Raw genomic sequence first — 19962 nt, forward strand, 5'->3', positions numbered from 1 at the left:
GGCCGGCGCCGACAGCAGCGCCGACGTCGCCGCCGCACCCCAGCAGCCCGAGCAGGCAGCAGGAGCGCTCCGCGCCGAGGCGGAGCCCGGCGACGCCGCGACGCAGGAGCTGCCGGACGTCGAGCCGTCCGAGCGCCAGGTCGTCACGACCGGCAGCGCCACCGTGCGTGTCTCGGCGCCGGCCCAGGTCGCGGACGCCCTGGCCGCCTGGGTCGATCGAGCCGGAGGGCGCATCGACCAGCGGTCCGAGTACGCGAGTGACGGGTCCGGCGAGCGCGCGAGGGTGACGTCGGCCTCCCTCGTCGTGAGGGTTCCCGCCGACGCCGTCGACCGCACGGTAGCGCAGCTGCGCACCTATGGCACCGTCACCGGGGTCGACGTCGCGCGGGAGGACGTGACCGACCGGGTGGCCGATCTCGACGCCCGCATCCGCAGCCTCACCACGTCGGTCGATCGCCTGCTCGAGATCCTCACCGACGCCGACGACGCGGAGGCACTGCTGGCCGTCGAACGGGCGCTGTCGGAGCGGCAGGCCGATCTGGAGTCGCTCCAGGGCCAGCGGCGCGCAGTGCGCGAGCAGGTCGACCTCTCGACGCTGTCGGTCGAGCTCGTCGCCCGCGACGGCGCCGAGTCGGTCGACCCCGGCGGGTTCGTCGGCGGCCTGCAGTCGGGCTGGAACGCGTTGGTCGCCGTCGTCAACGCGACCGTCGAGGCGTTCGGAGCCGTGCTCCCCTGGCTCGGCGTCGCGCTGCTGGGATGGCTGCTGTGGCGCCTGGTCGGGTGGCTGCGACGCCGGCGCTGACCGCCGTCAGGCCCGCCGCTCGAACCAGGTGACGAGCGCCCCGTCGTCGAACGCGACGGAGTCGGTGGGGTGGAAGGCCGTGGGCCGGAAGGATCCGTCGATCACGGGCCGCCCGGACCCGGCGACCACCGGGTACCGCTTGAGGATGATCGCGTCGATCTCCGACAGCAGGCTCCCGGCGAGCCGCCCACCCCCGCACAGCCAGATGTCCAGCCCGTCCTGCGACTTCAGCTCCTGGACCCGCCCGACGACGTCGTCCCGGACGACCTCGAGGGCGGGGTCGGGTGCCTCGAGGGTCGAGGAGACCACGACCTCGCGCAGGTGCCGGTAGGGCTGCGTGATGCCCACGTCCAGGGCCGGCTGGTAGGTCCCGAGCCCCATCAGCAGGGTGTCGAAGTGCCGGTTCGGCTCGTCGGCGATCCCCATCGCCTCGCGGTACGCGTGCGGCAGGGTCTCGGGGTAGTGCTCACGGATCCACGCGAGCAGCTCCTCCGACGGGGCGAAGAGGTCGACCTCGTGCTCGGGTCCGGCGATGTAGCCGTCGAGCGACGTGCCGACGTAGTAGACGAGCCTCCGCATGCGATCCTCCTGAGTACTATGGGCGTAGTGGTTCGACTGTAACACTACGGATGGAGTGGTCTCACGTGGCACGATCCAACCCCGCCCGACGGGTCGCGCTCCTCGACACCGCGATCGAGACACTCGCTGCCGAGGGAGCACGTGGCCTGACGTTCCGAGCGGTCGACGCCGGCGCCGACGCTCCGGCCGGGACGGCGTCGAACTACTTCCGCAACCGCGACGACCTGCTCACCCAGGCCGGGGAGCGCGTCTACGAGCGGCTCCTCGACGGCGCGAGCCAGGTGGTCGTGCCCGCCGACGCTCCCCGCGACCGCGACCTGCTGGTCCGGCTCATGGTCGACACCGTGCGCCGGATCGTCGACTACCGCACCGGCTTCCTCGCGCTGCTCGAGCTCCGGCTCGAGGCCACCCGGCGCGAGGGCGTCCGCGACGTGCTGACCGACCGTGTCCGGGCCGACCTGCTGAGCAACATCAGCACCCACGAGCAGTGGCACATGCCGGGCGACGCCGTCACCGTGCGACTGCTCTACCAGGCCCTCAACTGGTTGGTGGTGGACGCTCTCACCCTGCCCGGCCTCGTCGACGACGCCGACCTCGACGCCTACGTGGCCGAGACCGTCGAGCGGCTCCTGCCGACCGAGCCGGCCGGCCCGGCTCTCGGCTGACTCCGGGCCCCTCCCCGACCGGCGGTTCGCCACCAGTGGCAGCGGACGCGGCGCAGTGACAGGCTGAGCGAGTGACTGACGCGGTCGAGATCGAGGTCGACGACCGGCTCGTGCGCGTCTCCAACCCCGACCGCGTGTACTTCCCGGAACGAGGATGGACCAAGCTCGACCTCGTCGAGTACTACCTCGCCGTCGGCGACGGCATCGTCAACGCGCTGTTCGAGCGACCGTGCATGCTGCACCGCTTCCCGAAGGGCCTCGCGGGCGACAAGGTGCACCAGAAGCGCGTCCCGCACGGGGCACCCCCGTGGCTGGAGACGGTGCGCCTGACCTTCCCGCGCTACGACCGGACCGCCGACGAGCTGTGCGTCACCGAGCTCGCGGCCGTGGTGTGGGCCGTACAGATGTCCACCGTGGAGTTCCACCCCTGGAACAGCCGACGCGCAGACCCGGAGAAGCCCGACGAGTGGCGGATCGACCTGGACCCGGGGCCGGACTGCGACTTCGCTACGGTGCAGCGTGTCGCCGCCGTGGCCCACGAGGTGCTCGACGAGCTGGGCGCCGTCGGCTTCCCGAAGACCTCCGGTGGCTCCGGCCTGCACGTGTACGTCCGGATACCGCCCGAGCACGGCTTCACCGAGGTCCGCCGGGCCGCCCTCGCGTTCGCGCGCGAGGTGGAGCGCCGCACGGACGAGGCCACCACGACCTGGTGGCGCAAGGACCGCGACCCGTCGCAGGTGTTCATCGACTACAACCAGAACGCCCGCGACCACACGATCGCCGCGGCCTACTCCGTGCGCGGCGTGCCCGACGGTCGGGTCTCGACCCCGATCACCTGGGACGAGGTGCCGGACGTCGACCCGCGCGACTTCACCCTCGAGACCGTGCCGCCCCGCTTCGCCCGGCTCGGGGACCTGCACGCCGGGATCGACGACGCCGTCTTCGACCTCGCCCCGTTGCTGGAGTGGGCGGACCGCGACGGGGTCGACGTGGACGACGACGTCGGCGAGTGAGCCCTGCTCGTCAGCGGAGCGGATGGCTGGAGGCTCCCCTCGCGGCGCGCCCCTCGCTGGCGCTCGGTCGTCCCCGGATCACCGGATTCGATTCGAACGAGAGAGAAGTGGAGCATAGGAGACTCCCTCCCTCGCTGGCGCTCGGTCGTCCCCGAATCACCAGTCCCGATTCGGATGAGACAAGGCCCCCACAGAAACGAACAAGGCCCCCGTCACGAGTGACGGGGGCCTTGTCTCATCCGAGTGGAGCATAGGAGATTCGAACTCCTGACCTCTTCGATGCGAACGAAGCGCGCTACCAACTGCGCCAATGCCCCAGGACGATCCAGGTTAGCACCAGGTCCGGGCGCTTCCGCACCGACCCGGCGACCACCGGGACCTACTGGCCGGACGCCCGCCGCGGCTGCTCGGCGACCGTCTCGCCGGCCGCCGGGCGACCCGGGAGCTCGACGTCCTCGCCCTCCACGTGCCCCGACGTCCAGGTACCCGGAGCGTCGAAGTCGATGGTGCGGACCGTGCGGCCGACGCGCGGCTTGGTCACGTACGTGGGCAGCGTGACCGGGAGCGGGTCCCACAGCGGCGTGCCCGACGTGGACACCGACGGCACCGCGATCTGCAGCTTCTCCTCCAGCGCGTCGGCCGGGAGCTCCGTGCGCTGCATGACGTGCTTGCGGTCGGGCTCGACGTCCTCGAACTGGCCGGAGACCACGATCGTGTGCTCGTCGTCGGCGGTGCGCTCGGGAGTGGCGCGGCGCGACGAGCGCGTGGCGACGTCGGACGCCGCCGACTGGGCCGCACGCTTGAGGGAGGGCAGTCGCGAGGCGAGTGAGGCGCGCTCGCGACGGGGACGGCTGATGCCACGCTCGGCACGCACCTGCACGCGACAGGCCACGAGCCAGGCGACGACCAGCAGGGCGGGCAGACCCACCCAGACCGGGGAGACGACCGAGAAGGCGGCCAGGCCGCCGACGAGCACGAGCGAGGTGAGCAGGGTCAGCAGCGTCCGACGGCGACGGCGGGCGGCCACGATCGCGGCCCGACGCGTCGGCGCGGAGACGGCAGACGTCGGGGCGGCGGACGGCACCGACGACCGGGTCACCTCACGCGTCTCGGCCTGGACGGCGGGCTCGTCGACGATCTCGTCCACGGGATCGGCCTCCTCGGGCTGTGCGGCCTCGCGCCGCCTGGAGACGACCCGACTCAGGGGGCTCAGCGACTCGAGGGACTCCGAGGAGCTGGCCTCGTCGTACCGACGCAGGACGAGCGGCACGAAGTACGCCGCCCACACCGCGACGACGAACGCGACGATCAGTCCATTGGCACCCACGCCGCAACGGTAGGGCGGACGCCGAACGAATCGGCGCAGGTCACACCGTGTGTCGCGTGAAGATTGTGACGGGTGTGACTCAGGTGACCGGCTCGCGGGCGTCGTCCGTGCCCGTCACGCGGGCCAGGAGCCGCCCCGGGCGGTCGTCGGCCAGCGCCTGGAAGATCCGGTGGTCACGCCACGCGCCGTCGATGTGCAGGTATTCCCGAGCGAGCCCCACCTCGTCGAGCCCGAGCTTCTCCACGACGCGCAGGCTCGCGGTGTTCTCGGGCCGTACCGAGATCTCGACACGGTGCAGACCCACGGTGTCGAGCAGGTGGTCGGCCACGAGCGCCACCGCCACCGGGGTGATGCCGTGGCCCGCGTGCCGCCGCGAGATCCAGTACCCGATGCTGCCCCAGCGCGCCGACGCCCACGCGATGCCGTTGACGGTGACCTGGCCGACCATCTCGCCCTGCCAGGTCACGGCGAACGGCATGGCCTTGCCCTGTCGGGCCCGACGGCGCTGAGCGCCGATCATCGCCCGGTAGGACATCGGCGCCGAGCCTCCGCCGGGCGGGAGGGTGGCCTCCCAGGGCGCAAGCCACGCCACGTCGGCGCGCCTCAGCCGCGCCCAGGTGCCCGCGTCGGACCGCTTGAGCGGTCGGACGCCGACGTCGCCGTGCGACAGCTCGACCGGCCACCCCTTCACGTCCGGACCCTCACGTGTGGGCCTGCGGGTGGTCGGGACCGCCGTGGTCGACGCCCGCGAGCTGGTCGACCGCGTGTCCGACCACGGGGGCCAGGACCTCGATCGCGTCCTTCACGCCTCCGCGGGACCCGGGCAGGTTCACGACGAGCGTGCTGCCGGCCACGCCGGCGAGGCCACGCGACAGCACGGCCGTGGGGACGCCCTTGGCGACCCCGGCCGCCCGCAGTGCCTCGGCAAGACCCGGGAGCTCGCGGTCGAGCAGGGGGCGGGTGACGTCGGGGGTCCGGTCGGTGGGGCTGATGCCGGTGCCTCCGGTGGTGAGGACAACCGCCGCACCGGCTGCCAGCGCCGCCGAGATCGCGTCGGCCACGGGCTCGCCGTCAGGCACCACGGCGGCGTCGTCGGTGTCGAAGCCCCAATCTCGCAGCGCCTCGACGAGCATCGGACCCGTCTGGTCCTCGTAGACCCCGGCGGACGCGCGGTTGGAGGCGACGACGACCGCGGCACGGCGCCCCTCGACGGGCTCGGGGACCGAGGTCACGACGTGCTCCAGTCGCCGCTGCGACCGCCGGACTTGGCCACGACCTCGACGTCGGTGATGCGCGCGTGCTTGTCGACGGCCTTGACCATGTCGACGACCGTGAGGGCCGCGACGGCGACAGCGGTCAGCGCCTCCATCTCCACGCCCGTGCGGTCGGTGGTGCGCACGCTGGCGCTGATCTCGACGGCGTCGTCGGCCACGGTGAGGGACACGTCGACACCGCTGATGGCCAACGGGTGGCAGAGCGGCACGAGGTCGGGCGTCCGCTTGGCCGCCATGATCCCCGCGACCCGCGCGACGCCGAGGGCGTCACCCTTCGGCACGCCCTCGCCGCGCAGCAGCGCGACCACCTCGGGCGAGACCTCGACCCGGCCCTGGGCGGTCGCGGTGCGCCGCGTGACGTCCTTGTCGCCGACGTCGACCATGCGCGCAGCCCCCGTCTCGTCGACGTGCGTCAGGCTCGGCCGGCTCTCCGCCCGCGGCCCGGGTCCTGCCGAGCCCCGTCGAGGGGAAGCCCCGCCGGGGCCGACCGCGCCCACGTCAGAAGGGCCTGTCGAGCACGAGGGTGCGCACGGTGTCGCCGAGGTTGAGCGCCGTCTCGTCCTCCCCCACCACGATGAGCGCGTTGGCGTGCGCCAACGACCCGAGCAGGTGCGACCCGTGGCCGCCGAGCGGTGTCACCTTGGCGCCGCGGTGCGTGACCTCGAAGACGCCGCGCACGTACTGGCGGCGCCCCGGGGACGACACCACGTCCTGCGTGAGCACCGCGTGCACCATGGGCCGCCGGTACGGCGTGAGACCCATGAGCCGCCGGATCGCGGGCAGCACGAACACCTCGAACGACACGTAGGCCGAGACGGGGTTGCCGGGCAGCGTGATGATCGGCGTCTGCTCGTCGAAGATCGTGCCGAAGCCCTGGGGCTTGCCGGGCTGCATCGCGACCTTGGGGAAGGAGACGGTGCCGAGCGCCGAGAGGGTCTCCTTGACGACGTCCTTCTCGCCCTCGCTGATGCCACCGCTCGTCACGACGAGGTCGGCGCGCACCAGCTGGTCCGACAGCGTGCGCCGGAACGTGCGGGGGTCGTCGCCCACGGCGCCGACGCGGTAGGCGATCGCACCGGCCGCGCGGACCGCTGCGGCCAGCATGTAGCTGTTGCCGTCGAAGATCGAGTCGTAGTCGAGGTGGGCACCGGGCTCGCGCAGCTCGTTGCCCGTCGACAGCACCACCACGCGGGGCCGGGGTCGTGCGGCCACGCGGCCGAGACCCAGCGACGCCAGCAGCCCGGCCTCGCGCGGACCGACCACGCTGCCCGCGGGGAGCACCAGGTCGCCCTCGCTCACGTCGTCGCCCGCGCGGCGCACGTGGGCACCGACGCGGGGGGCCGAGGTGAACCGCACGCGGGCGTTCCCGCGGTCGGCGTCCTCGAACGGGACGACGGTGTCGGCGCCGCGCGGCACCGGGGCGCCCGTCATGATCTTGACCGCGGTGCCCGGGGAGATGGCGAACGGACGCGCGGTCCCGGCGTGGATGTCGCCCACCACGGGGAGCTCGACCGGCTGGGCCGTGCTCGCCTCGGCGAGGTCCTCCGCGCGCAGGGCGTAGCCGTCCATCGCGGAGTTGTCGAAGCGCGGCAGGGAGATCGGGGCGCGCACGTCGGAGTGCAGCGGCAGGCCGAGCGACTCGACCACCGGCTGGTCGTACGGCTCGAGCGGTCCGATGCCCCGCAGGATCTGCTCGAGGTGGTCCTCGACGGTCAGGAACCCGTCGGGCACGCTCTCCGGACGCACCCGGGGGCGGGGTCCACGGACGGGAGCGGCGTCACCGGTCTGCTGACCGGTCTCGTTCCCCACGTCGGACGACATGCGCGTCAGCCTAACCGGGTGCCCGCCGGAACGCTGCGGGCCGTGCCGTCGTCGTCGAGCCGGGCGTCACCGACCACGACCACGTCGCGCTCGAACCGCCAGTCGCCGCGCACCGTCAACGACGACGCGCCCGACAGCGACGGGACGTGCGGCACCCGGGCGTCGAAGTCGGCGATCGTCGTGAAGAACCGACGGTCGAGGTCCACGAGCGGGCGCGGGTTGACCGTGGCCCGGAGGCGGGCGTCGTCGCCGAGGCCGTACACGTCCGAGCGCAGCAGCAGGAGGTCGTTGGTGGTCTTGACGGGCAGGAAGCGCGACCGGTCGACCTCGATGGCCGTGGCCCCGTCGAAGACCTCCACGGCCGCGCCCATCGCCGACTCGATCTGCACCACCTTCGGCGAGGTGGGATCGGTGGGGTCGACGGTCTTCTCGTTGCGGATCAGCGGCAGCCCCAGCACGCCGTTGCTCGAGCGGAGCGTCTCGAGCAGGCGCGGGAGGTCGAACCAGAGGTTGTTGGTGTGGAAGAACGGATGCACCGTCAGGTCGGCAGCCCTCTCGGCGTCCTCGTCGGCCGTCTGGGCGGTCTCGCGCAGCACCAGCCGTCCGTCGGACCGGCGGACCACGAGGTGGCCGCCCTTGACGTCGGCGGGGGTGCGCCGGCACACCTCGGCCGCGTACGGGGCGCCGGTGGAGGCGAACCACGCCATCATCGCCGGGTCGGGCGCGGCGCCGAGGTTGTCGGCGTTGGAGACGGTGGCGTAGCGGTACCCGGCCTCGACCAGACGCTCCAGGACGCCCGAGACCAGCAGCGCCGTGTACAGGTCGCCGTGCCCGGGCGGGCACCACTCGAGCGAGGGGTCCGCGTCCCAGGTGACCGGGGTGAGGTCGTCGGCACGCAGCTTGGGCTCACGGTTCTGCAGGAAGTCCAGCGGCAGCCCGTCGACCTCGAGCCCGTCGTGGGCGGCGAGCGCCGCGAGGGAGTCGTCTCGGGTCCGGAAGCTGTGCATGAACAGCAGCGGGAGGGACACGTCGTGGTCGCGGCGCACCTGCTGGACCTGGCGGGCGATGACGTCGAGGAAGGTGAGGTCGGCCCGCACGGGCAGGAGGGTCTTGGCACGGTCCATGCCCATCGACGTGCCGAGCCCGCCGTTGAGCTTGATGACCGCCGTGACGGCGGCGGCGTCGCGCTGCGCCCGGGCGTCGAAGCCGACGTCGGCGGCACGGTCGACGTCGACGAGCGGGTCGACGTCGGCCTCCCGCACGAGTCCCGTCGCCCCTCCCTCGAGCTGGCGGTAGAAGTCGCTGAAGACCTCGATCGCCGGTGCGGCCACGTCGGCCCGTTCCATCTTCGTGCGCGCCAGCTCCAGTCCGTCCACCCGCCTAGGCTAGTCACATGGGCCGGTCGATCGCAGAGGCGAAGCATGCCGCGCGCCGCCCGCTGCTGGAGTCGCGCCGTCGTCGGACCCCCGAGCAGCGGGCCGTCGTCGAGGAGGCGCTCGCCGCGCACCTGCTGGCACTGCCCTCGATCGCCCGCTCCGGCCGCGTGGCGGCCTACCGCTCCATGGCCGACGAGCCCGGGACCGCGGTCCTGCTCGACGGACTCGTGGCGCGGGGCATCACCGTCCTGCTGCCCGTCACCCACGACGACGGGACGCTCGCCTGGGTCGAGCACGACCCGACCGCGCCCACGCGCAGGTCCCGCCTCGGCGTCGACGAGCCGGTGGGCGCCGACCTCGGCGCGGGGGCGCTCGACGGGGTCGACGTGGTCGTCCTGCCGGCCCTCGCCGCCGACCACCGCGGACGTCGCCTGGGGCGCGGCGCCGGGTACTACGACCGCGCGCTCGCGTCGCTGTCCGGCCCGCGGCGCCCCCTCCTTGTCGCGCTCGTGCACGCCGACGAGCTGGTGCCGCAGGTGCCGCACGAGGACCACGACGTGCCGGTCGACGTGGTCGTCACCGAGAACGGGGTCTTCCGGGTCCCGTGAGACCCGAGACCGAGCCCGAGCACCCGGCACCGAGCAGGACACGGCTCAGAGCACGGCCTGCCCGATCGGTCCCGGGTTGTGTGCGACCTCCCAGCGGAAGCCGGCCGGGTCGGCGAAGTAGCCCGAGTACCCGCCCCACTCGCGGTGCTCCCCCGCCGCCACGTGCACGGCACCGGCGTCACGGGCGGCCGCCAGCACGGCGTCGACCTCCTCGGGCGTGGCGACGTTGTGCGCCAGCGTGATCGGCGCGACGCCCTCACCACGGCGGATCGGTCCGACCTCTGCCTCGAAGCCGGCCTCGGACCACAGCGACAGCACGACCTTGTCGGCCACGCGGATCATGATCACCTCGCCGTCCGCCTCCAGCTCGACGGGCCAGCCGAGGCCGTCGACGTAGAAGCGGCGCACCGCGTCGAGGTCGGGCACGGCCAGGGTCACGAAGCTGAGGCGGGGATCCACGGTCAGACCTCGAGCCGCTCGGCGTCGCGGATCTCGCCGACGAGCTCCTCCAGCACGTCCTCGAGCATGATCACGCCCAGCACGGCGCCCGACTCGTCGGCCACCCGCGCCATGTGCGAACCCTTGGCCTGCATCACCCGCAGCGCCTCGTAGAGCCCCGAGCCCACCCCCACCGTGGACAGCGGCCGCAGCCACTTGTCGGCGATCGGCTCGTTCCGGGCGGTCTCGTCGGTCTCCAGCACGTCCTTGATGTGCAGGTACCCGGTGAGGTCCCCACCGGCGTCGGTGACGGGGAAACGGGAGAAGCCGGTGCTCGCGCACGCCTGCTCGACGTCGGCGGGCGTGGCGGACGGCGCGATGGTCATGAGGCTCTCGCGCGGCAGCAGCACCTGGTCGACCCGACCGTCGTGGAACTCCAGCGCGCCCTGCACGAGGCCGTACTCGTCGTCGTCGAGCAGCCCCTCGCGACGGGACTCCTCGACGAGCCCGGCCACCTCGTCGTGGGTGTACGTGGACGACACCTCGTCGACCGGCTGCACGCCGAGCAGGCGGACCGAGAGGTTGGCGATGCCGTTGAGCGAGACGACCAGCGGCTTGAGGATCGCGATGACCACCAGCATGAACGGACCGAGCACGAGCGAGGCGCGGTCGGGCTTCACCAGCGCGAGGTTCTTGGGCACCATCTCGCCGAAGACGACGTGCAGGAAGACGATGATCGACAGCGCGATGACGAACGAGATGGGGTGCACCAACCGCTCGGGGACGTTCGCGGCCTCGAACGCCGGCTCCATCAGGTGGGCGAGCGCCGGCTCGCTGATGGCGCCGAGCCCGAGCGAGCAGATGGTGATGCCCAGCTGGGCGGCCGCCATGGCGAGGGTGACGTTCTCCATGGCCTTGAGGGCGAGCTTGGCACTGCGCGAACCGGCCTGGGCCAGCGGCTCCAGCTGGGTGCGTCGCACCGAGATGAGGGCGAACTCCGCCGCCACGAACAGGGCGTTGAGCGCCAGCAGCACGAGCGTGAGGCCGATGCCGAACCAGTCACCCATGGTCGACCTCCTCGCCGTCCGTGGGCCGCTCGATCGTCAACGTCACCCGGTCGATCCGTCGCCCGTCCATCCGGTCGATGGTGAGCGAGACGGGCAGCGGCTCCGGGTCGTCCTCGTCGTCGTCGGGCGTGGGGTCGACCTGGAGCCGGACCACGTCGCCCCGGACGCCGAGCCGGCCCAGCTCGGCGTGCAGGAGACCGGCCACGGTCTCGTAGTCCTCGCTCTCGGGGAGCGCCACGCCGGTCTGCTCGAGCACCTCGTCGGGCCGCAGCAGGCCCGACAGGGACCACGTGCCGTCCTGGCGGTGGCGGCTGGGCGACGACAGGCGGTCGTGCTCGTCGAGGACCTCGCCGACGATCTCCTCGACCAGGTCCTCCAGCGTGACGATGCCGTCGGTGCCGCCGAACTCGTCGACGACCACGGCCATCTGCATGCCCTGGTCGCGCAGGAGCACCAGGAGCGGGTCGAGCTCGAGGCTGTCGGGCACGGTCGTCACCGGGCCGGCCAGGTCGGAGAGGCGCACGCTCCTGCGGCGGTCGGGGTCGACGCCCACCGCCTGCTTCACGTGGACGATGCCGATCACGTCGTCGGGCGAGCGCCCAGTGACGGGGAAGCGGGAGTGACCCGTCTGCCGGGCGGCCTCGATCACGTCGAGGGCCGTGTCGCGCGCCTCCAGGAAGTGCACGCGCACGCGCGGGGTGCGCACGTCCGCGGCGGTGCGGTCACCGAAGGCGATGCTGCGCGCCACCAGGTCGGCGGTCTCGTCGTCGATCGCGCCCTCGCGCGCCGACCGGAGCACGAGCGAGCGCAGCTCGAGCGGCGAGCGCGCCGACCTCAGCTCCTCCTGCGGCTCGACCCCGAGCGCACGCAGCGTGCGGTTGGCGGTGCCGTTGAGGAAGCGGATCGGCCAGGCCATGACCATGGTGAACAGCCGCTGCGGCAGCTGGGTCGCTGCCGCAGTGCGCTGCGGGAGCGCGAGGGCGAGGTTCTTGGGGATCAGCTCGCCCACGAGCATCGTCACGACGGTGCTGACGAACAGGGCGATCGCGTACGACACGGCGCTCTGGGCACCGCCGGTGACGCCGACGTCCTCCAGAGGCCCCCGGACGAGCCGGCCGATCGCGGGCTCGGCGAGGAAGCCGATCGCCAGGTTGGTGATCGTGATGCCGAGCTGTGCGCTGCTCAGCTGGGTCGAGAGCGTGCGCAGCGCCTTGAGGGTGCCGACCGCTCCGGCGTCGCCCTGCTCCGCGTCGCGCTCGACCGTGGCGCGGTCGACGGTCACGAACGAGAACTCGGCGGCCACGAAGACGCCGCAGGCAAGCATCAGCAGGAACGACAGGCCCAGCAGCAGAAGCTCGGTCATGCGGTCATTCCGGCTGAGTCGGGGTCGGTCACGATGCACCGAACTGTACCCTTTGCCCGTCAGGAGTTCCTGCCGGCTCAGCACCCGAGCGCCGGCATGACGTCAGGAGAGAAGACCCGTGCCGACCTACCAGTACCAGTGCACCGACTGCGGTGAAGCGCTCGAGGTGCACCAGTCGTTCACCGACGACGCGCTGACCGAGTGCCCTGCCTGCCAGGGCCGGCTCCGCAAGGTGTTCAACGCGGTGGGCGTGGTGTTCAAGGGCTCCGGGTTCTACCGCAACGACAGCCGCGGGACGACGACCTCGTCGGAGACCTCGAGCTCCTCGGCGAGCAAGGACTCCGGCGCGGCCAAGGAGAAGACCTCGACGTCCAGCTCGACCTCGGGCAGCTCGACCTCGGGCAGCTCGGCGTCGAGCAGCTCGACGTCCACCGGAGGCTCCTCCTCCTGACCTGGGCCTCCTGACCCCGGCCCCCGTGCCGCGTCGTCGTCCGCACCCGGCGAGCCGCGCCGGGGCTGTGGACGGCCGCTGGAGCGGGGGACCCGCTCTCCCTAGCCTGCACGGATGGACCGACTCCGCTCCGTTCTGCTCGACCACCGCCGACTCCTGGCCGCGGTATGCACCGGCCTCGCCGTGCTCCTCACGGTGGTCGCGATCCGCCAGCCCGGCGACACGGTCACGGTGCCCGTCGCGGCGGCCGACCTGCCCAGCGGGCACGCCCTCACCGACGCCGACGTCACCGTCGCCCGGCTCCCCCGGACGTCTGCCCCCGCCGGCGTCGTCACCGACGACGAGTCCCTCGTCGGTCGACGCGTCGGCGGCCCCATGCGCGCCGGCGAGGTGTTCACCGACGCCCGGGTGCTCTCGTCCGGCACGAGCGACCAGCTGCCCGAGGGGCACGTCGTGACCACGCTCCGCCTGGCCGACGCAGCCGCCACCCAGGGACTGCGGGTGGGCGACCGGGTCGACGTCGTGGCCGTGGCCGCGCGCGACGACGGACCGAGGGCCACGGTCGTCGCGGAGTCGGCACAGGTCGCTGCCGTGCCCGCGCCGGACGGCGCCGCGGAGGCCACGCTCGCCGTCCAGACGCCACGCGAGACCGCCCTGGCCCTCGCCCGTGTCGGTCTCGAGGCGCAGCTCAGCGTCGTGGCGGTCTCCCCCGGCACCGCCTGAGGCGGCCGCGGCGATGGTGCTCGGAGGCGCGCACCCCGTGCCCTACGCTCGAGGACGACCCTTCCAACTGTCCTAGGGGGACACCATGATCCAGGGATTCAAGGACTTTCTTCTGCGCGGCAACATCGTCGACCTCGCCGTCGCGGTGGTCATCGGCACGGCGTTCACCGCACTCGTCAGCGCGTTCACCAGCTCGTTCATCAACCCGCTGATCGGGCTGGTCAGCGGCGGCGGCACGGCAGGCGGCAGCTTCGAGGTGAACGGCCAGGTGTTCACCTACGGGGCGTTCATCACCGCCATCATCACCTTCGTGCTGACCGCGGCGGTCGTGTACTTCGTCGTCGTCGTGCCCATGAAGACCATCAACGAGCGCCTCTCGCGCGGCAAGGAGCCCGAGCCCGAGGGCGTCAGCGAGGACATCCAGCTCCTCCGCGAGATCCGCGACTCGCTGCAGCGTCCGATCGGCTGACCTCTGGCCTAGCCGCCGTGGTGGGGCGGGACGTCCCGCATCAGCTCGTCGTCACGACGAGACGGTGCGGGCGTCCCGCCCTTCGTGCGTGGGGGTGAGGACGTGTCGTCGTCGCGCTCGTCGCGGGTGGTGTCGGGCAGCAGGTCCCCGAGCAGCAGGGCGGCCCGGCGCCGACGCTCCTGCTCTGCGCGCCGCGCCTCGTCGTCAGCCGACACCGTCGAGCCAGTCCGGGGTGAGCTTCGGGAACAGGGGGTGCCAGCCGGCGCGGTCGCCGAAGCGCTGCGAGCTGATGCGCTGGGACCGCGAGAACGTCTCGAGCCGCACGCCTGCGACCCTCTGGGTGATGCGGTGGTGGAAGCGCCCGCCGCGGCGTCCGCCCGCGAGCGCGAGCTGCTCAGCCAGGTCGGCACGACGGCAGGGCTCGGCTCCCACGTTGTAGGTGCCCACCGGCGCGGTGAGGGCCGACTCCGCTGCGGTCCCGACGTCGTCGACGTGCACGAGGTGGACCCACGACTGCGGGTCGCCCCAGCCGGTGGGCCGGCCGGACCGGGCTCGGCGCACCATCCAGCGCGAGCTGGGGTCGGGGCCGACGATCTGGCCGAAGCGCAGCACCACCACGTCGGCGCCGTGCCGGCGGACCGCCTCGGCGTGCTGCTCGGCCTCGGCCACCGTGTCGGTGTCGCGAGTGATCTCGACGGGGGCCTGCTCGTCGATCCAGTCGTCGCCGCCGTCGGCGTAGATGGACGACCGGCTCTGCTGCACGAGCCGCGGCACACCGGCCGAGAGGGCTGCTTGGGCCACCCGCTGGGAGCCAATCGCCCGGATCCGGTCGTTGGCCCGCCACGCGCCGGGGCGCAGCATCGACAGACCCACCGGCATCTGCCCGGCGAAGTTGATGACGACGTCGCAGCCCCGCATGCCCTCCACGAGCGCGTCGGCGTCGAACACGGTGCCGCGGTGCGGGCGGCCGCCGTGGGCCTCGACGACCGAGGCGGCCCGGTCGGACCGGGCGAGACCGACGACGTCGTGTCCTGCATCGACGAGACTCGTCATCGTCGAGCGGCCCATGACTCCGCTGGCTCCGGTGAGAAAGACCTTCACGTTCTGGCTCCGTGACGTCGGGTGGTGTACCGCCGTGTGTGGACTGGTGTCGAACGCCGGTCGGGCGATCGATCGGACCAGGATAGCGGAACCGGGCCCAGGGCCCTCAGACGTCGCTGTCGGCCAACTCGGCGACGAGGGGGACGACGTCGGCGATCGAGTCGAGGACGCGGGTGGGCCGGAACGGGAAACGGTCGACCTGGCCCGGTGAGGTGGAGCCGGTGAGCACCAGGATCGAGCGGAGGCCGGCCTCGAGACCCGAGAGCACGTCGGTGTCCATGCGGTCACCGATCATGACAGTGGTCTCGGAGTGCGCCTCGATGCGGTTCAGCGCCGTGCGCATCATGAGCGGGTTGGGCTTGCCCACGAAGTAGGGCTCCACGCCGGTGGCCTTCGTGATGAGCGCCGCGACCGATCCGGTGGCCGGCAGGCTGCCCGACGGGGAGGGTCCGGTGGGGTCGGGGTTCGTGGCGATGAACCGGGCCCCGCTCTCGATGAGCTGGATGGCCTTGGTGATCGCCTCGAAGGAGTAGGTCCGGGTCTCGCCCAGCACCACGTACTCGGGGTCGCGGGTGGTCATCACGTAGCCGACGTCGTGCAGGGCCGTCGTCAGCCCGGCCTCGCCGATCACGTAGGCGGTCCCCTCGGGACGCTGCTCGCTCAGGAACTTGGCGGTGGCCAGGGCCGACGTCCAGATCGCCGACTCCGGGATGTCGAGACCGGCGGCGTGCAGGCGGGCCCGCAGGTCGCGCGGGGTGAAGATCGAGTTGTTGGTGAGCACCAGGAACGGGCGCTCCTGCGTGCGCAGGGCTGCGATGAAGTCGGCCGCACCCGGGATCGCGCGCTCCTCGTGCACGAGGACGCCGTCCATGTCGGTGAGCCACGAGACGACGGGCTTGGTCATGGCTTCTCCTGGTCGATGGAGTGCGTGCGCACGAAGTCCCAGATCAGCTGGGTGGCGTCCACGTCGCCCTTGGCCGGTGCCGTGCGGGGCGAGTCGACGGTGGCGCCGGGGGCGTCACCACCGGGCCAGCGGTGCTTGCCGGCGCCCAGGAAGTACGCCTCGACGTCGTCACCGCCCGCGCACGGGGTGTAGACGAGGTGGACGACACCACCGGGCAGCTTGGTGCGTTCGCCCGGCCGACACCCGTTCTGCTCGGCCCAGCGTGCGGTCGTGAGGACTGCGGACGGGAGGCTCCCGATCCTGGTCTTGACCGCCCCCTTGAGCGGGACGACCTTGTCCTTCATGCCGTGGAAGACGATCAGGGGTCGCGCAGGGGCCTCGGCGCACTCCCGTGTGCGGTAGGGACCGGCCACCGACGCGTACGCGGCGAAGCGGTCGTCGTCGCGGCACGCGAGCGCCATGGTGAGGGCGCCGCCGTTGGAGAAGCCGACGGCGTAGGTGCGCGACTCGTCGGTGCAGGTGGTGCTGCGGACGTCGTCGAGGAGCGCGTCGACGAAGGCCAGGTCGGCCCCTTCGCGACCGTCGACCTCGCGGAACCGCCACGCGGGAACCTTGCCGAGAGCCTGGGGGGCGACCACCACGGCGTCCTCGGTGTCGGCCAGCTGGTCCATGCGGGTCATGCGCAGCATCGACTCCGGGTCACGTCCGAGACCGTGGAACAGGACGACGACCGGCAGCGGGCGGCTGCCGTCGTAGCTGGCGGGCACGTGCACGAGGTAGCGCCGATCGACGCCACCGAAGGTCATGGTGCGCTCGCTCGTGCCGATGATGCCGGGCGCGGGAGTGCTGCACGGACCATCGGCGACGGGCGGGGCCGCCGGCTCGTCGGAACGCGCCATGGTGGTGCCGGCGAGCACGAGGGTCGCCGTGAGCACCGACGCGAGGAGGACGAGGAGCGGTCCCGACGCAGGCGTGCGAGCACGACGGACCAGGGACACCACGGGCACATCCTACGCGGCGCGGAACCCGGTCCCGGCATCGTCGACGCGTCGACCGTCACACGTGCTCCGGGTGCGCACCCCTCCGGACGGTCAGCCGTCGGCGGGAGCGACCACCGCTGCGAGCCCCGCGGGCTGCGGGTGCTCGCTGGTGCACCGGGCGTCGGGGTCGATCTGGTGCACGACGGCGTCGACCAACCACTGGTCGCCCGCGCCCCGGCACTCGACGACGACGTAGACGCTGGACCCGTTGTGGGTGCCCAGCGCGACCACGCCGCTCATCGCCGCGGTGTGGAAGTCGGCGAGGATCCGCTGCTGCTCGCGCACGCCGCTGACCTCGTACACGACCACGGTCCAGGAGCTTTCGTCCGGTCGTGACATGGGGCCTCCGAGCTGCGCGAGCGTGGTGCGGTGAGCGTACGTCCGTTCCGCTCGGTGCGCGCGTCGGCGCGATGGCCGACCGCGCGTCGACGTCGTCGGACCGCCCTACCGCTCGTCGAAGGGCGTCATGGGCGCGACCAGGTGCTCCAGCTCGGCGAACCGATGGCTCCACGCCGACGCCTGCTTCATGCGCTCCCCCAGAGCGGTGCGCTGGCCGTCGCCCCAGAGCGGCACCGAGCCCGAGGCCGTGGCGACCGTCCCGGCGACCGCGAGCAGCACCGTCGAGAGCCCGGTGCGCCGACGAGCGGGTGCCACGTAGACCTGGTCGACCTCCCCTGTGCGGGGCCACCACCGCACCGCGCCGGCCTGGTCGGCACTGCGCGCGCCCGCGTCGCGAGGAACACGCCCCTGCAGGACGGTGCCCGGCTCGATCGTGCCGCCGGTGAAGGCGACGAGGTTCGTGGCCGGTTCACGTTCCTGGGGCTCGTGGACCTGCACGAACCACACGGGGCCGATCCGGTCCAGCAGCGCCGGAGCGGGCTCCAGGTGCGCCGGGGCGCCGTCGGCGTCCGGGACGAGCCGGCACAGCACCGTCTCCCCCTGGACCAGCCGCTCGGCCTCCTCGACGGGCCGCTCGACCGTCGAACCGTCCGGTCGCGCGTCGCCGACGACGGACGCGAACCACGCGGTCGTCCCGTCGGGCCGCAGCGCGCGGCAACGCCAGACGTGTGGTCCGAGCACAGCAGGCTCAGTCGACGGCGGGGCGTCGTCGCCCGGCCGCGACCGCCACCCCGCCCGCAGCGACCATGCCGAGGCCGAGGACCAGCAGGGCCTGGTCCGCGCCGCCGGTGTCGGGCAGACGTGCCGAGTCGGTCGCCTCCGTGGGATCGGCCGGGTTCGAGGGATCGGCCGGGTCGACCGGCTCCACGGGCCTCGGTGCCCCCAGCTCGAACCACACGTCGGCGGTGTCGTCGCAGAAGAGCACGTCGGTCTCACTCACCTCGCACGGGGTCACGGTGGCAGTCGTCGTCTCGGGCGCCAGCCCGCCCGGGGACGAGAGGTGCTGGACGGTGACCGTGGCGCCCGGCGTCGTGTAGTACCAGTTCAACCGGTCCGTCGAGGGCTGGCCGGGATCCTCGATGTCGACACCGCGGGCGGCGGCGCGACGCTCCGGCTGGTTGGGGTAGGGCCGGAACAGGTCACCCTCGCACTGGCTGTCGCCGCTCCCCGGGTCTCCGACCGCGATCGTGGTGCAGTCGAAGGTCTCGGAGTCGGCGCCGTCCTGGCTGGTCACCGTCACCCGGAGCACGCTGCCCTCGGTGATGGTCCCGGCGGGAAGGTCGCTGTCGTCGGCGAGGCGGACACCCACCCGGAACTTCCGCGACCCGTAGTTCGGCACGACCTCCTCGGCCGCATCGGCCTCGTCGGTGACCTTCGGGGCAGGCGTGTCCTCGGTCGACGTCGCCTCGGAGCGTGCCTCCGACGTCGGCGTCCCGGCCTCCGGGGTGGTGCGCCCCTCGACGCCGGACTCGCCGCCGGGAGCCTCGGAGCTCTCGGGGACGGAGGTGGGCGTCGACTCCTCGGAGCCGTCGACGTCGGTCGCGGTGGTGTCGTCGGCGAGCGCGGGTGCGGTGACGGTCACCAGACCGGCGACGGCGCAGGCGCCCGCGACGGCGAGGCGGGCAAGAGGCGAGCGAGCGCTCATGAGGGACATCGGTGCTCCGGACGAGACAGAGGGGCGGGCCGCGACCAGTATGGAGCTCCGCGTGCGCCGGTAGGGCGCTCTCGCACGAAAGGGGACCTTGGACCCGGCGCGGCCCGGACCTTTCGGGTCACCGGCAGGATTCGAACCTGCGACCTGCGGTTGAGGAAACCGTTTCCCTGCCGCGGCCGCACCACGTTCACCCCGGCCAAGCCGTGGGTGCCCCCGGCAGGATTCGAACCTGCGACCTGCGGTTTAGGAAACCGTTGCTCTATCCCCTGAGCTACGGGGGCGGGGCGCCGAACCCCGAAGTGAGCCGACGCACCCCCATCTTGGCAGGCGCGCCGGGTGCGGGGCGCAGCCGACCCGGACTCGGCGGGTCAGCGGTAGATCATGCAGGTCGTGGTGCCGTGGGCGACGAGCCGACCGGAGGCGTCGACGATGGAGCCCTCGGCGGTGGCCACCTGGCGTCCGACGTGGATGGTGCGACCGGTCCCCACCAGACGTGCGCCGTCGACCGGGACGGTCCGGATGTAGTTGACCTTGAGCTCGAGCGTCCCGTACCCGACGCCCGCCTCGAGCGTCGAGTGGATCGAGCAGCCCATCACCGAGTCGAGCAGGGTCGCGCAGATGCCTCCGTGCAGGGATCCGAGGGGGTTGGCGAAGGTGGGCTTGGTCGGCACCGAGAACATGACCGTCCCCTCCTCCAGCGACTCGACCTCGAGACCGAGGAGGTCGCCGATGAAGGGCGGCCTGTCCTCGGCCGCGAAGGCGGTCCGGAGGAACTCCAGCCCGGTGAGCTGCTTCAGGTGCTCCAGCTGCTCGGCTGACAGCGACGTCATGACGGACCCTCTCGATCGACGATGACTCACTATAGACCGATCGGTCTATAGTGGACCG

Annotated in this window: 25 protein-coding genes, 2 tRNA genes and 1 pseudogene; 7 read left to right on the forward strand and 21 right to left on the reverse strand. The window is 72.6% G+C overall.

Features of this window, described 5'->3' with window-relative positions; genetic code table 11:
• The coding region (locus tag NUV38_RS12755; protein WP_257729483.1) for a DUF4349 domain-containing protein at window positions 1-802 on the forward strand (802 nt) is incomplete at its 5' end.
• A gap of 6 nt (window positions 803-808) precedes the next feature.
• On the opposite strand, the gene NUV38_RS12760 is transcribed toward NUV38_RS12755, so the two are convergent.
• Window positions 809-1381, reverse strand: coding sequence for a dihydrofolate reductase family protein (locus NUV38_RS12760; protein WP_257729484.1), 573 nt, complete (start codon window positions 1379-1381; stop codon window positions 809-811).
• Between the two features lie 65 nt (window positions 1382-1446).
• On the opposite strand from NUV38_RS12760, the gene NUV38_RS12765 reads away from it, so the two are divergent.
• Together NUV38_RS12765 and ligD are read left to right on the forward strand one after the other, a co-directional pair.
• A complete protein-coding gene (locus tag NUV38_RS12765; protein WP_257729485.1) occupies window positions 1447-2046 on the forward strand; it encodes a TetR/AcrR family transcriptional regulator in 600 nt (199 codons plus the stop codon).
• Between the two features lie 71 nt (window positions 2047-2117).
• The gene (gene ligD / locus NUV38_RS12770) at window positions 2118-3059 is read left to right on the forward strand and encodes a non-homologous end-joining DNA ligase (RefSeq protein ID WP_257729486.1); all 942 of its coding nucleotides are present in this window, start codon (window positions 2118-2120) and stop codon (window positions 3057-3059) included.
• Window positions 3060-3303: 244 nt separating this feature from the next.
• Here the strand turns inward: ligD and NUV38_RS12775 are convergent.
• From NUV38_RS12775 to NUV38_RS12805, 7 genes are all read right to left on the reverse strand, one after another.
• Window positions 3304-3376 (reverse strand) — tRNA-Ala (locus NUV38_RS12775).
• Window positions 3377-3438: 62 nt separating this feature from the next.
• Window positions 3439-4386, reverse strand: a complete 948-nt coding sequence (locus tag NUV38_RS12780; RefSeq protein ID WP_257729487.1) for a hypothetical protein — start codon at window positions 4384-4386, stop codon at window positions 3439-3441.
• 79 nt (window positions 4387-4465) lie between these two features.
• A complete protein-coding gene (locus tag NUV38_RS12785) occupies window positions 4466-5077 on the reverse strand; it encodes a GNAT family N-acetyltransferase (RefSeq protein ID WP_257729488.1) in 612 nt (203 codons plus the stop codon).
• A gap of 10 nt (window positions 5078-5087) precedes the next feature.
• Window positions 5088-5618, reverse strand: coding sequence for a molybdenum cofactor biosynthesis protein B (locus tag NUV38_RS12790; protein ID WP_257729489.1), 531 nt, complete (start codon window positions 5616-5618; stop codon window positions 5088-5090).
• Window positions 5615-6043, reverse strand: a complete 429-nt coding sequence (gene moaC, locus NUV38_RS12795) for a cyclic pyranopterin monophosphate synthase MoaC (RefSeq protein ID WP_257729490.1) — start codon at window positions 6041-6043, stop codon at window positions 5615-5617. The genes NUV38_RS12790 and moaC overlap by 4 nt, the downstream gene beginning before the upstream one ends.
• A 115-nt stretch (window positions 6044-6158) precedes the next feature.
• Window positions 6159-7481: a gephyrin-like molybdotransferase Glp gene (gene glp / locus NUV38_RS12800; protein ID WP_257729491.1), complete on the reverse strand. Its 1323-nt coding sequence runs from the start codon at window positions 7479-7481 to the stop codon at window positions 6159-6161.
• A gap of 5 nt (window positions 7482-7486) precedes the next feature.
• Window positions 7487-8827, reverse strand: coding sequence for a UTP--glucose-1-phosphate uridylyltransferase (locus NUV38_RS12805; RefSeq protein WP_257729545.1), 1341 nt, complete (start codon window positions 8825-8827; stop codon window positions 7487-7489).
• A 47-nt stretch (window positions 8828-8874) separates the two neighbouring features.
• Between NUV38_RS12805 and NUV38_RS12810 the strand changes: the two genes are divergently transcribed.
• Entirely contained in the window at window positions 8875-9465 is a 591-nt protein-coding gene (locus tag NUV38_RS12810; RefSeq protein ID WP_257729492.1) for a 5-formyltetrahydrofolate cyclo-ligase, read from the forward strand.
• 45 nt (window positions 9466-9510) lie between these two features.
• Here the strand turns inward: NUV38_RS12810 and NUV38_RS12815 are convergent, their stop codons facing one another.
• The 3 genes from NUV38_RS12815 to NUV38_RS12825 are packed head-to-tail and all read right to left on the reverse strand — an operon-like array spanning window position 9511 to window position 12333.
• Window positions 9511-9924: a VOC family protein gene (locus tag NUV38_RS12815; RefSeq protein ID WP_257729493.1), complete on the reverse strand. Its 414-nt coding sequence runs from the start codon at window positions 9922-9924 to the stop codon at window positions 9511-9513.
• Window positions 9925-9926: 2 nt separating this feature from the next.
• A complete protein-coding gene (locus tag NUV38_RS12820) occupies window positions 9927-10970 on the reverse strand; it encodes a hemolysin family protein (RefSeq protein WP_257729494.1) in 1044 nt (347 codons plus the stop codon).
• Window positions 10963-12333 (reverse strand): hemolysin family protein, encoded by a 1371-nt coding sequence (locus tag NUV38_RS12825; protein ID WP_257729495.1) that lies wholly within the window; start codon window positions 12331-12333, stop codon window positions 10963-10965. Before NUV38_RS12825 ends, NUV38_RS12820 begins: the two co-directional genes overlap by 8 nt.
• A 166-nt stretch (window positions 12334-12499) precedes the next feature.
• On the opposite strand from NUV38_RS12825, the pseudogene NUV38_RS17160 reads away from it, so the two are divergent.
• Window positions 12500-12544, forward strand: a pseudogene (locus NUV38_RS17160) (hypothetical protein); the annotation flags it as partial.
• Window positions 12545-12606: 62 nt separating this feature from the next.
• On the opposite strand, the gene NUV38_RS17115 reads toward NUV38_RS17160, so the two are convergent.
• Window positions 12607-12765, reverse strand: coding sequence for a hypothetical protein (locus NUV38_RS17115; RefSeq protein WP_308219699.1), 159 nt, complete (start codon window positions 12763-12765; stop codon window positions 12607-12609).
• A 133-nt stretch (window positions 12766-12898) separates the two neighbouring features.
• Between NUV38_RS17115 and NUV38_RS12835 the strand changes: the two genes are divergently transcribed.
• Window positions 12899-13507, forward strand: coding sequence for an SAF domain-containing protein (locus NUV38_RS12835; protein ID WP_257729497.1), 609 nt, complete (start codon window positions 12899-12901; stop codon window positions 13505-13507).
• Window positions 13508-13592: 85 nt separating this feature from the next.
• Window positions 13593-13976 (forward strand): large conductance mechanosensitive channel protein MscL, encoded by a 384-nt coding sequence (gene mscL / locus NUV38_RS12840; RefSeq protein ID WP_257729498.1) that lies wholly within the window; start codon window positions 13593-13595, stop codon window positions 13974-13976.
• Between the two features lie 8 nt (window positions 13977-13984).
• On the opposite strand, the gene NUV38_RS12845 is transcribed toward mscL, so the two are convergent.
• The 9 genes from NUV38_RS12845 to NUV38_RS12885 all read right to left on the reverse strand — a co-directional run bounded on the left by NUV38_RS12845 (window position 13985) and on the right by NUV38_RS12885 (window position 19904).
• Window positions 13985-14191 carry a hypothetical protein gene (locus NUV38_RS12845; protein ID WP_257729499.1) on the reverse strand — a complete coding sequence of 69 codons (207 nt, stop codon included), beginning with the start codon at window positions 14189-14191 and terminating at the stop codon, window positions 13985-13987.
• Window positions 14181-15077 (reverse strand): NAD(P)-dependent oxidoreductase, encoded by an 897-nt coding sequence (locus tag NUV38_RS12850; RefSeq protein WP_257729500.1) that lies wholly within the window; start codon window positions 15075-15077, stop codon window positions 14181-14183. Before NUV38_RS12850 ends, NUV38_RS12845 begins: the two co-directional genes overlap by 11 nt.
• Window positions 15078-15183: 106 nt before the next feature.
• Complete coding sequence (locus NUV38_RS12855) at window positions 15184-15981, reverse strand: HAD-IIA family hydrolase (protein ID WP_257729501.1); 798 nt, start codon at window positions 15979-15981, stop codon at window positions 15184-15186.
• Window positions 15978-16982 carry a PHB depolymerase family esterase gene (locus NUV38_RS12860; protein WP_257729502.1) on the reverse strand — a complete coding sequence of 335 codons (1005 nt, stop codon included), beginning with the start codon at window positions 16980-16982 and terminating at the stop codon, window positions 15978-15980. Before NUV38_RS12860 ends, NUV38_RS12855 begins: the two co-directional genes overlap by 4 nt.
• Before the next feature lie 90 nt (window positions 16983-17072).
• A complete protein-coding gene (locus NUV38_RS12865; RefSeq protein WP_257729503.1) occupies window positions 17073-17360 on the reverse strand; it encodes a hypothetical protein in 288 nt (95 codons plus the stop codon).
• Between the two features lie 105 nt (window positions 17361-17465).
• Complete coding sequence (locus NUV38_RS12870) at window positions 17466-18101, reverse strand: hypothetical protein (protein ID WP_257729504.1); 636 nt, start codon at window positions 18099-18101, stop codon at window positions 17466-17468.
• A gap of 7 nt (window positions 18102-18108) precedes the next feature.
• Window positions 18109-19065: a hypothetical protein gene (locus NUV38_RS12875; protein ID WP_257729505.1), complete on the reverse strand. Its 957-nt coding sequence runs from the start codon at window positions 19063-19065 to the stop codon at window positions 18109-18111.
• 217 nt (window positions 19066-19282) lie between these two features.
• Window positions 19283-19355, reverse strand: a tRNA-Arg gene (locus tag NUV38_RS12880).
• 87 nt (window positions 19356-19442) lie between these two features.
• Window positions 19443-19904, reverse strand: coding sequence for a PaaI family thioesterase (locus tag NUV38_RS12885; protein WP_257729506.1), 462 nt, complete (start codon window positions 19902-19904; stop codon window positions 19443-19445).
• Window positions 19905-19962: the final 58 nt, after the last annotated feature.

Source organism: Aeromicrobium sp. 50.2.37 (assembly GCF_024655735.1).
GTDB lineage: Bacteria > Actinomycetota > Actinomycetes > Propionibacteriales > Nocardioidaceae > Aeromicrobium.

Coding starts and splice junctions, on each gene's coding strand:
- NUV38_RS12760 (WP_257729484.1), bottom strand. CDS start 1,381: ATGCGGAGGCTCGTCTACTACGTCGGCACGTCGCTCGACGGCTACATC.
- moaC (WP_257729490.1), bottom strand. CDS start 6,043: ATGGTCGACGTCGGCGACAAGGACGTCACGCGGCGCACCGCGACCGCC.
- glp (WP_257729491.1), bottom strand. CDS start 7,481: ATGTCGTCCGACGTGGGGAACGAGACCGGTCAGCAGACCGGTGACGCC.
- NUV38_RS12805 (WP_257729545.1), bottom strand. CDS start 8,827: ATGGAACGGGCCGACGTGGCCGCACCGGCGATCGAGGTCTTCAGCGAC.
- NUV38_RS12810 (WP_257729492.1), top strand. CDS start 8,875: ATGGGCCGGTCGATCGCAGAGGCGAAGCATGCCGCGCGCCGCCCGCTG.
- NUV38_RS12820 (WP_257729494.1), bottom strand. CDS start 10,970: ATGGGTGACTGGTTCGGCATCGGCCTCACGCTCGTGCTGCTGGCGCTC.
- NUV38_RS12825 (WP_257729495.1), bottom strand. CDS start 12,333: ATGACCGAGCTTCTGCTGCTGGGCCTGTCGTTCCTGCTGATGCTTGCC.
- NUV38_RS12835 (WP_257729497.1), top strand. CDS start 12,899: ATGGACCGACTCCGCTCCGTTCTGCTCGACCACCGCCGACTCCTGGCC.
- mscL (WP_257729498.1), top strand. CDS start 13,593: ATGATCCAGGGATTCAAGGACTTTCTTCTGCGCGGCAACATCGTCGAC.
- NUV38_RS12855 (WP_257729501.1), bottom strand. CDS start 15,981: ATGACCAAGCCCGTCGTCTCGTGGCTCACCGACATGGACGGCGTCCTC.
- NUV38_RS12865 (WP_257729503.1), bottom strand. CDS start 17,360: ATGTCACGACCGGACGAAAGCTCCTGGACCGTGGTCGTGTACGAGGTC.
- NUV38_RS12875 (WP_257729505.1), bottom strand. CDS start 19,065: ATGAGCGCTCGCTCGCCTCTTGCCCGCCTCGCCGTCGCGGGCGCCTGC.
- NUV38_RS12885 (WP_257729506.1), bottom strand. CDS start 19,904: ATGACGTCGCTGTCAGCCGAGCAGCTGGAGCACCTGAAGCAGCTCACC.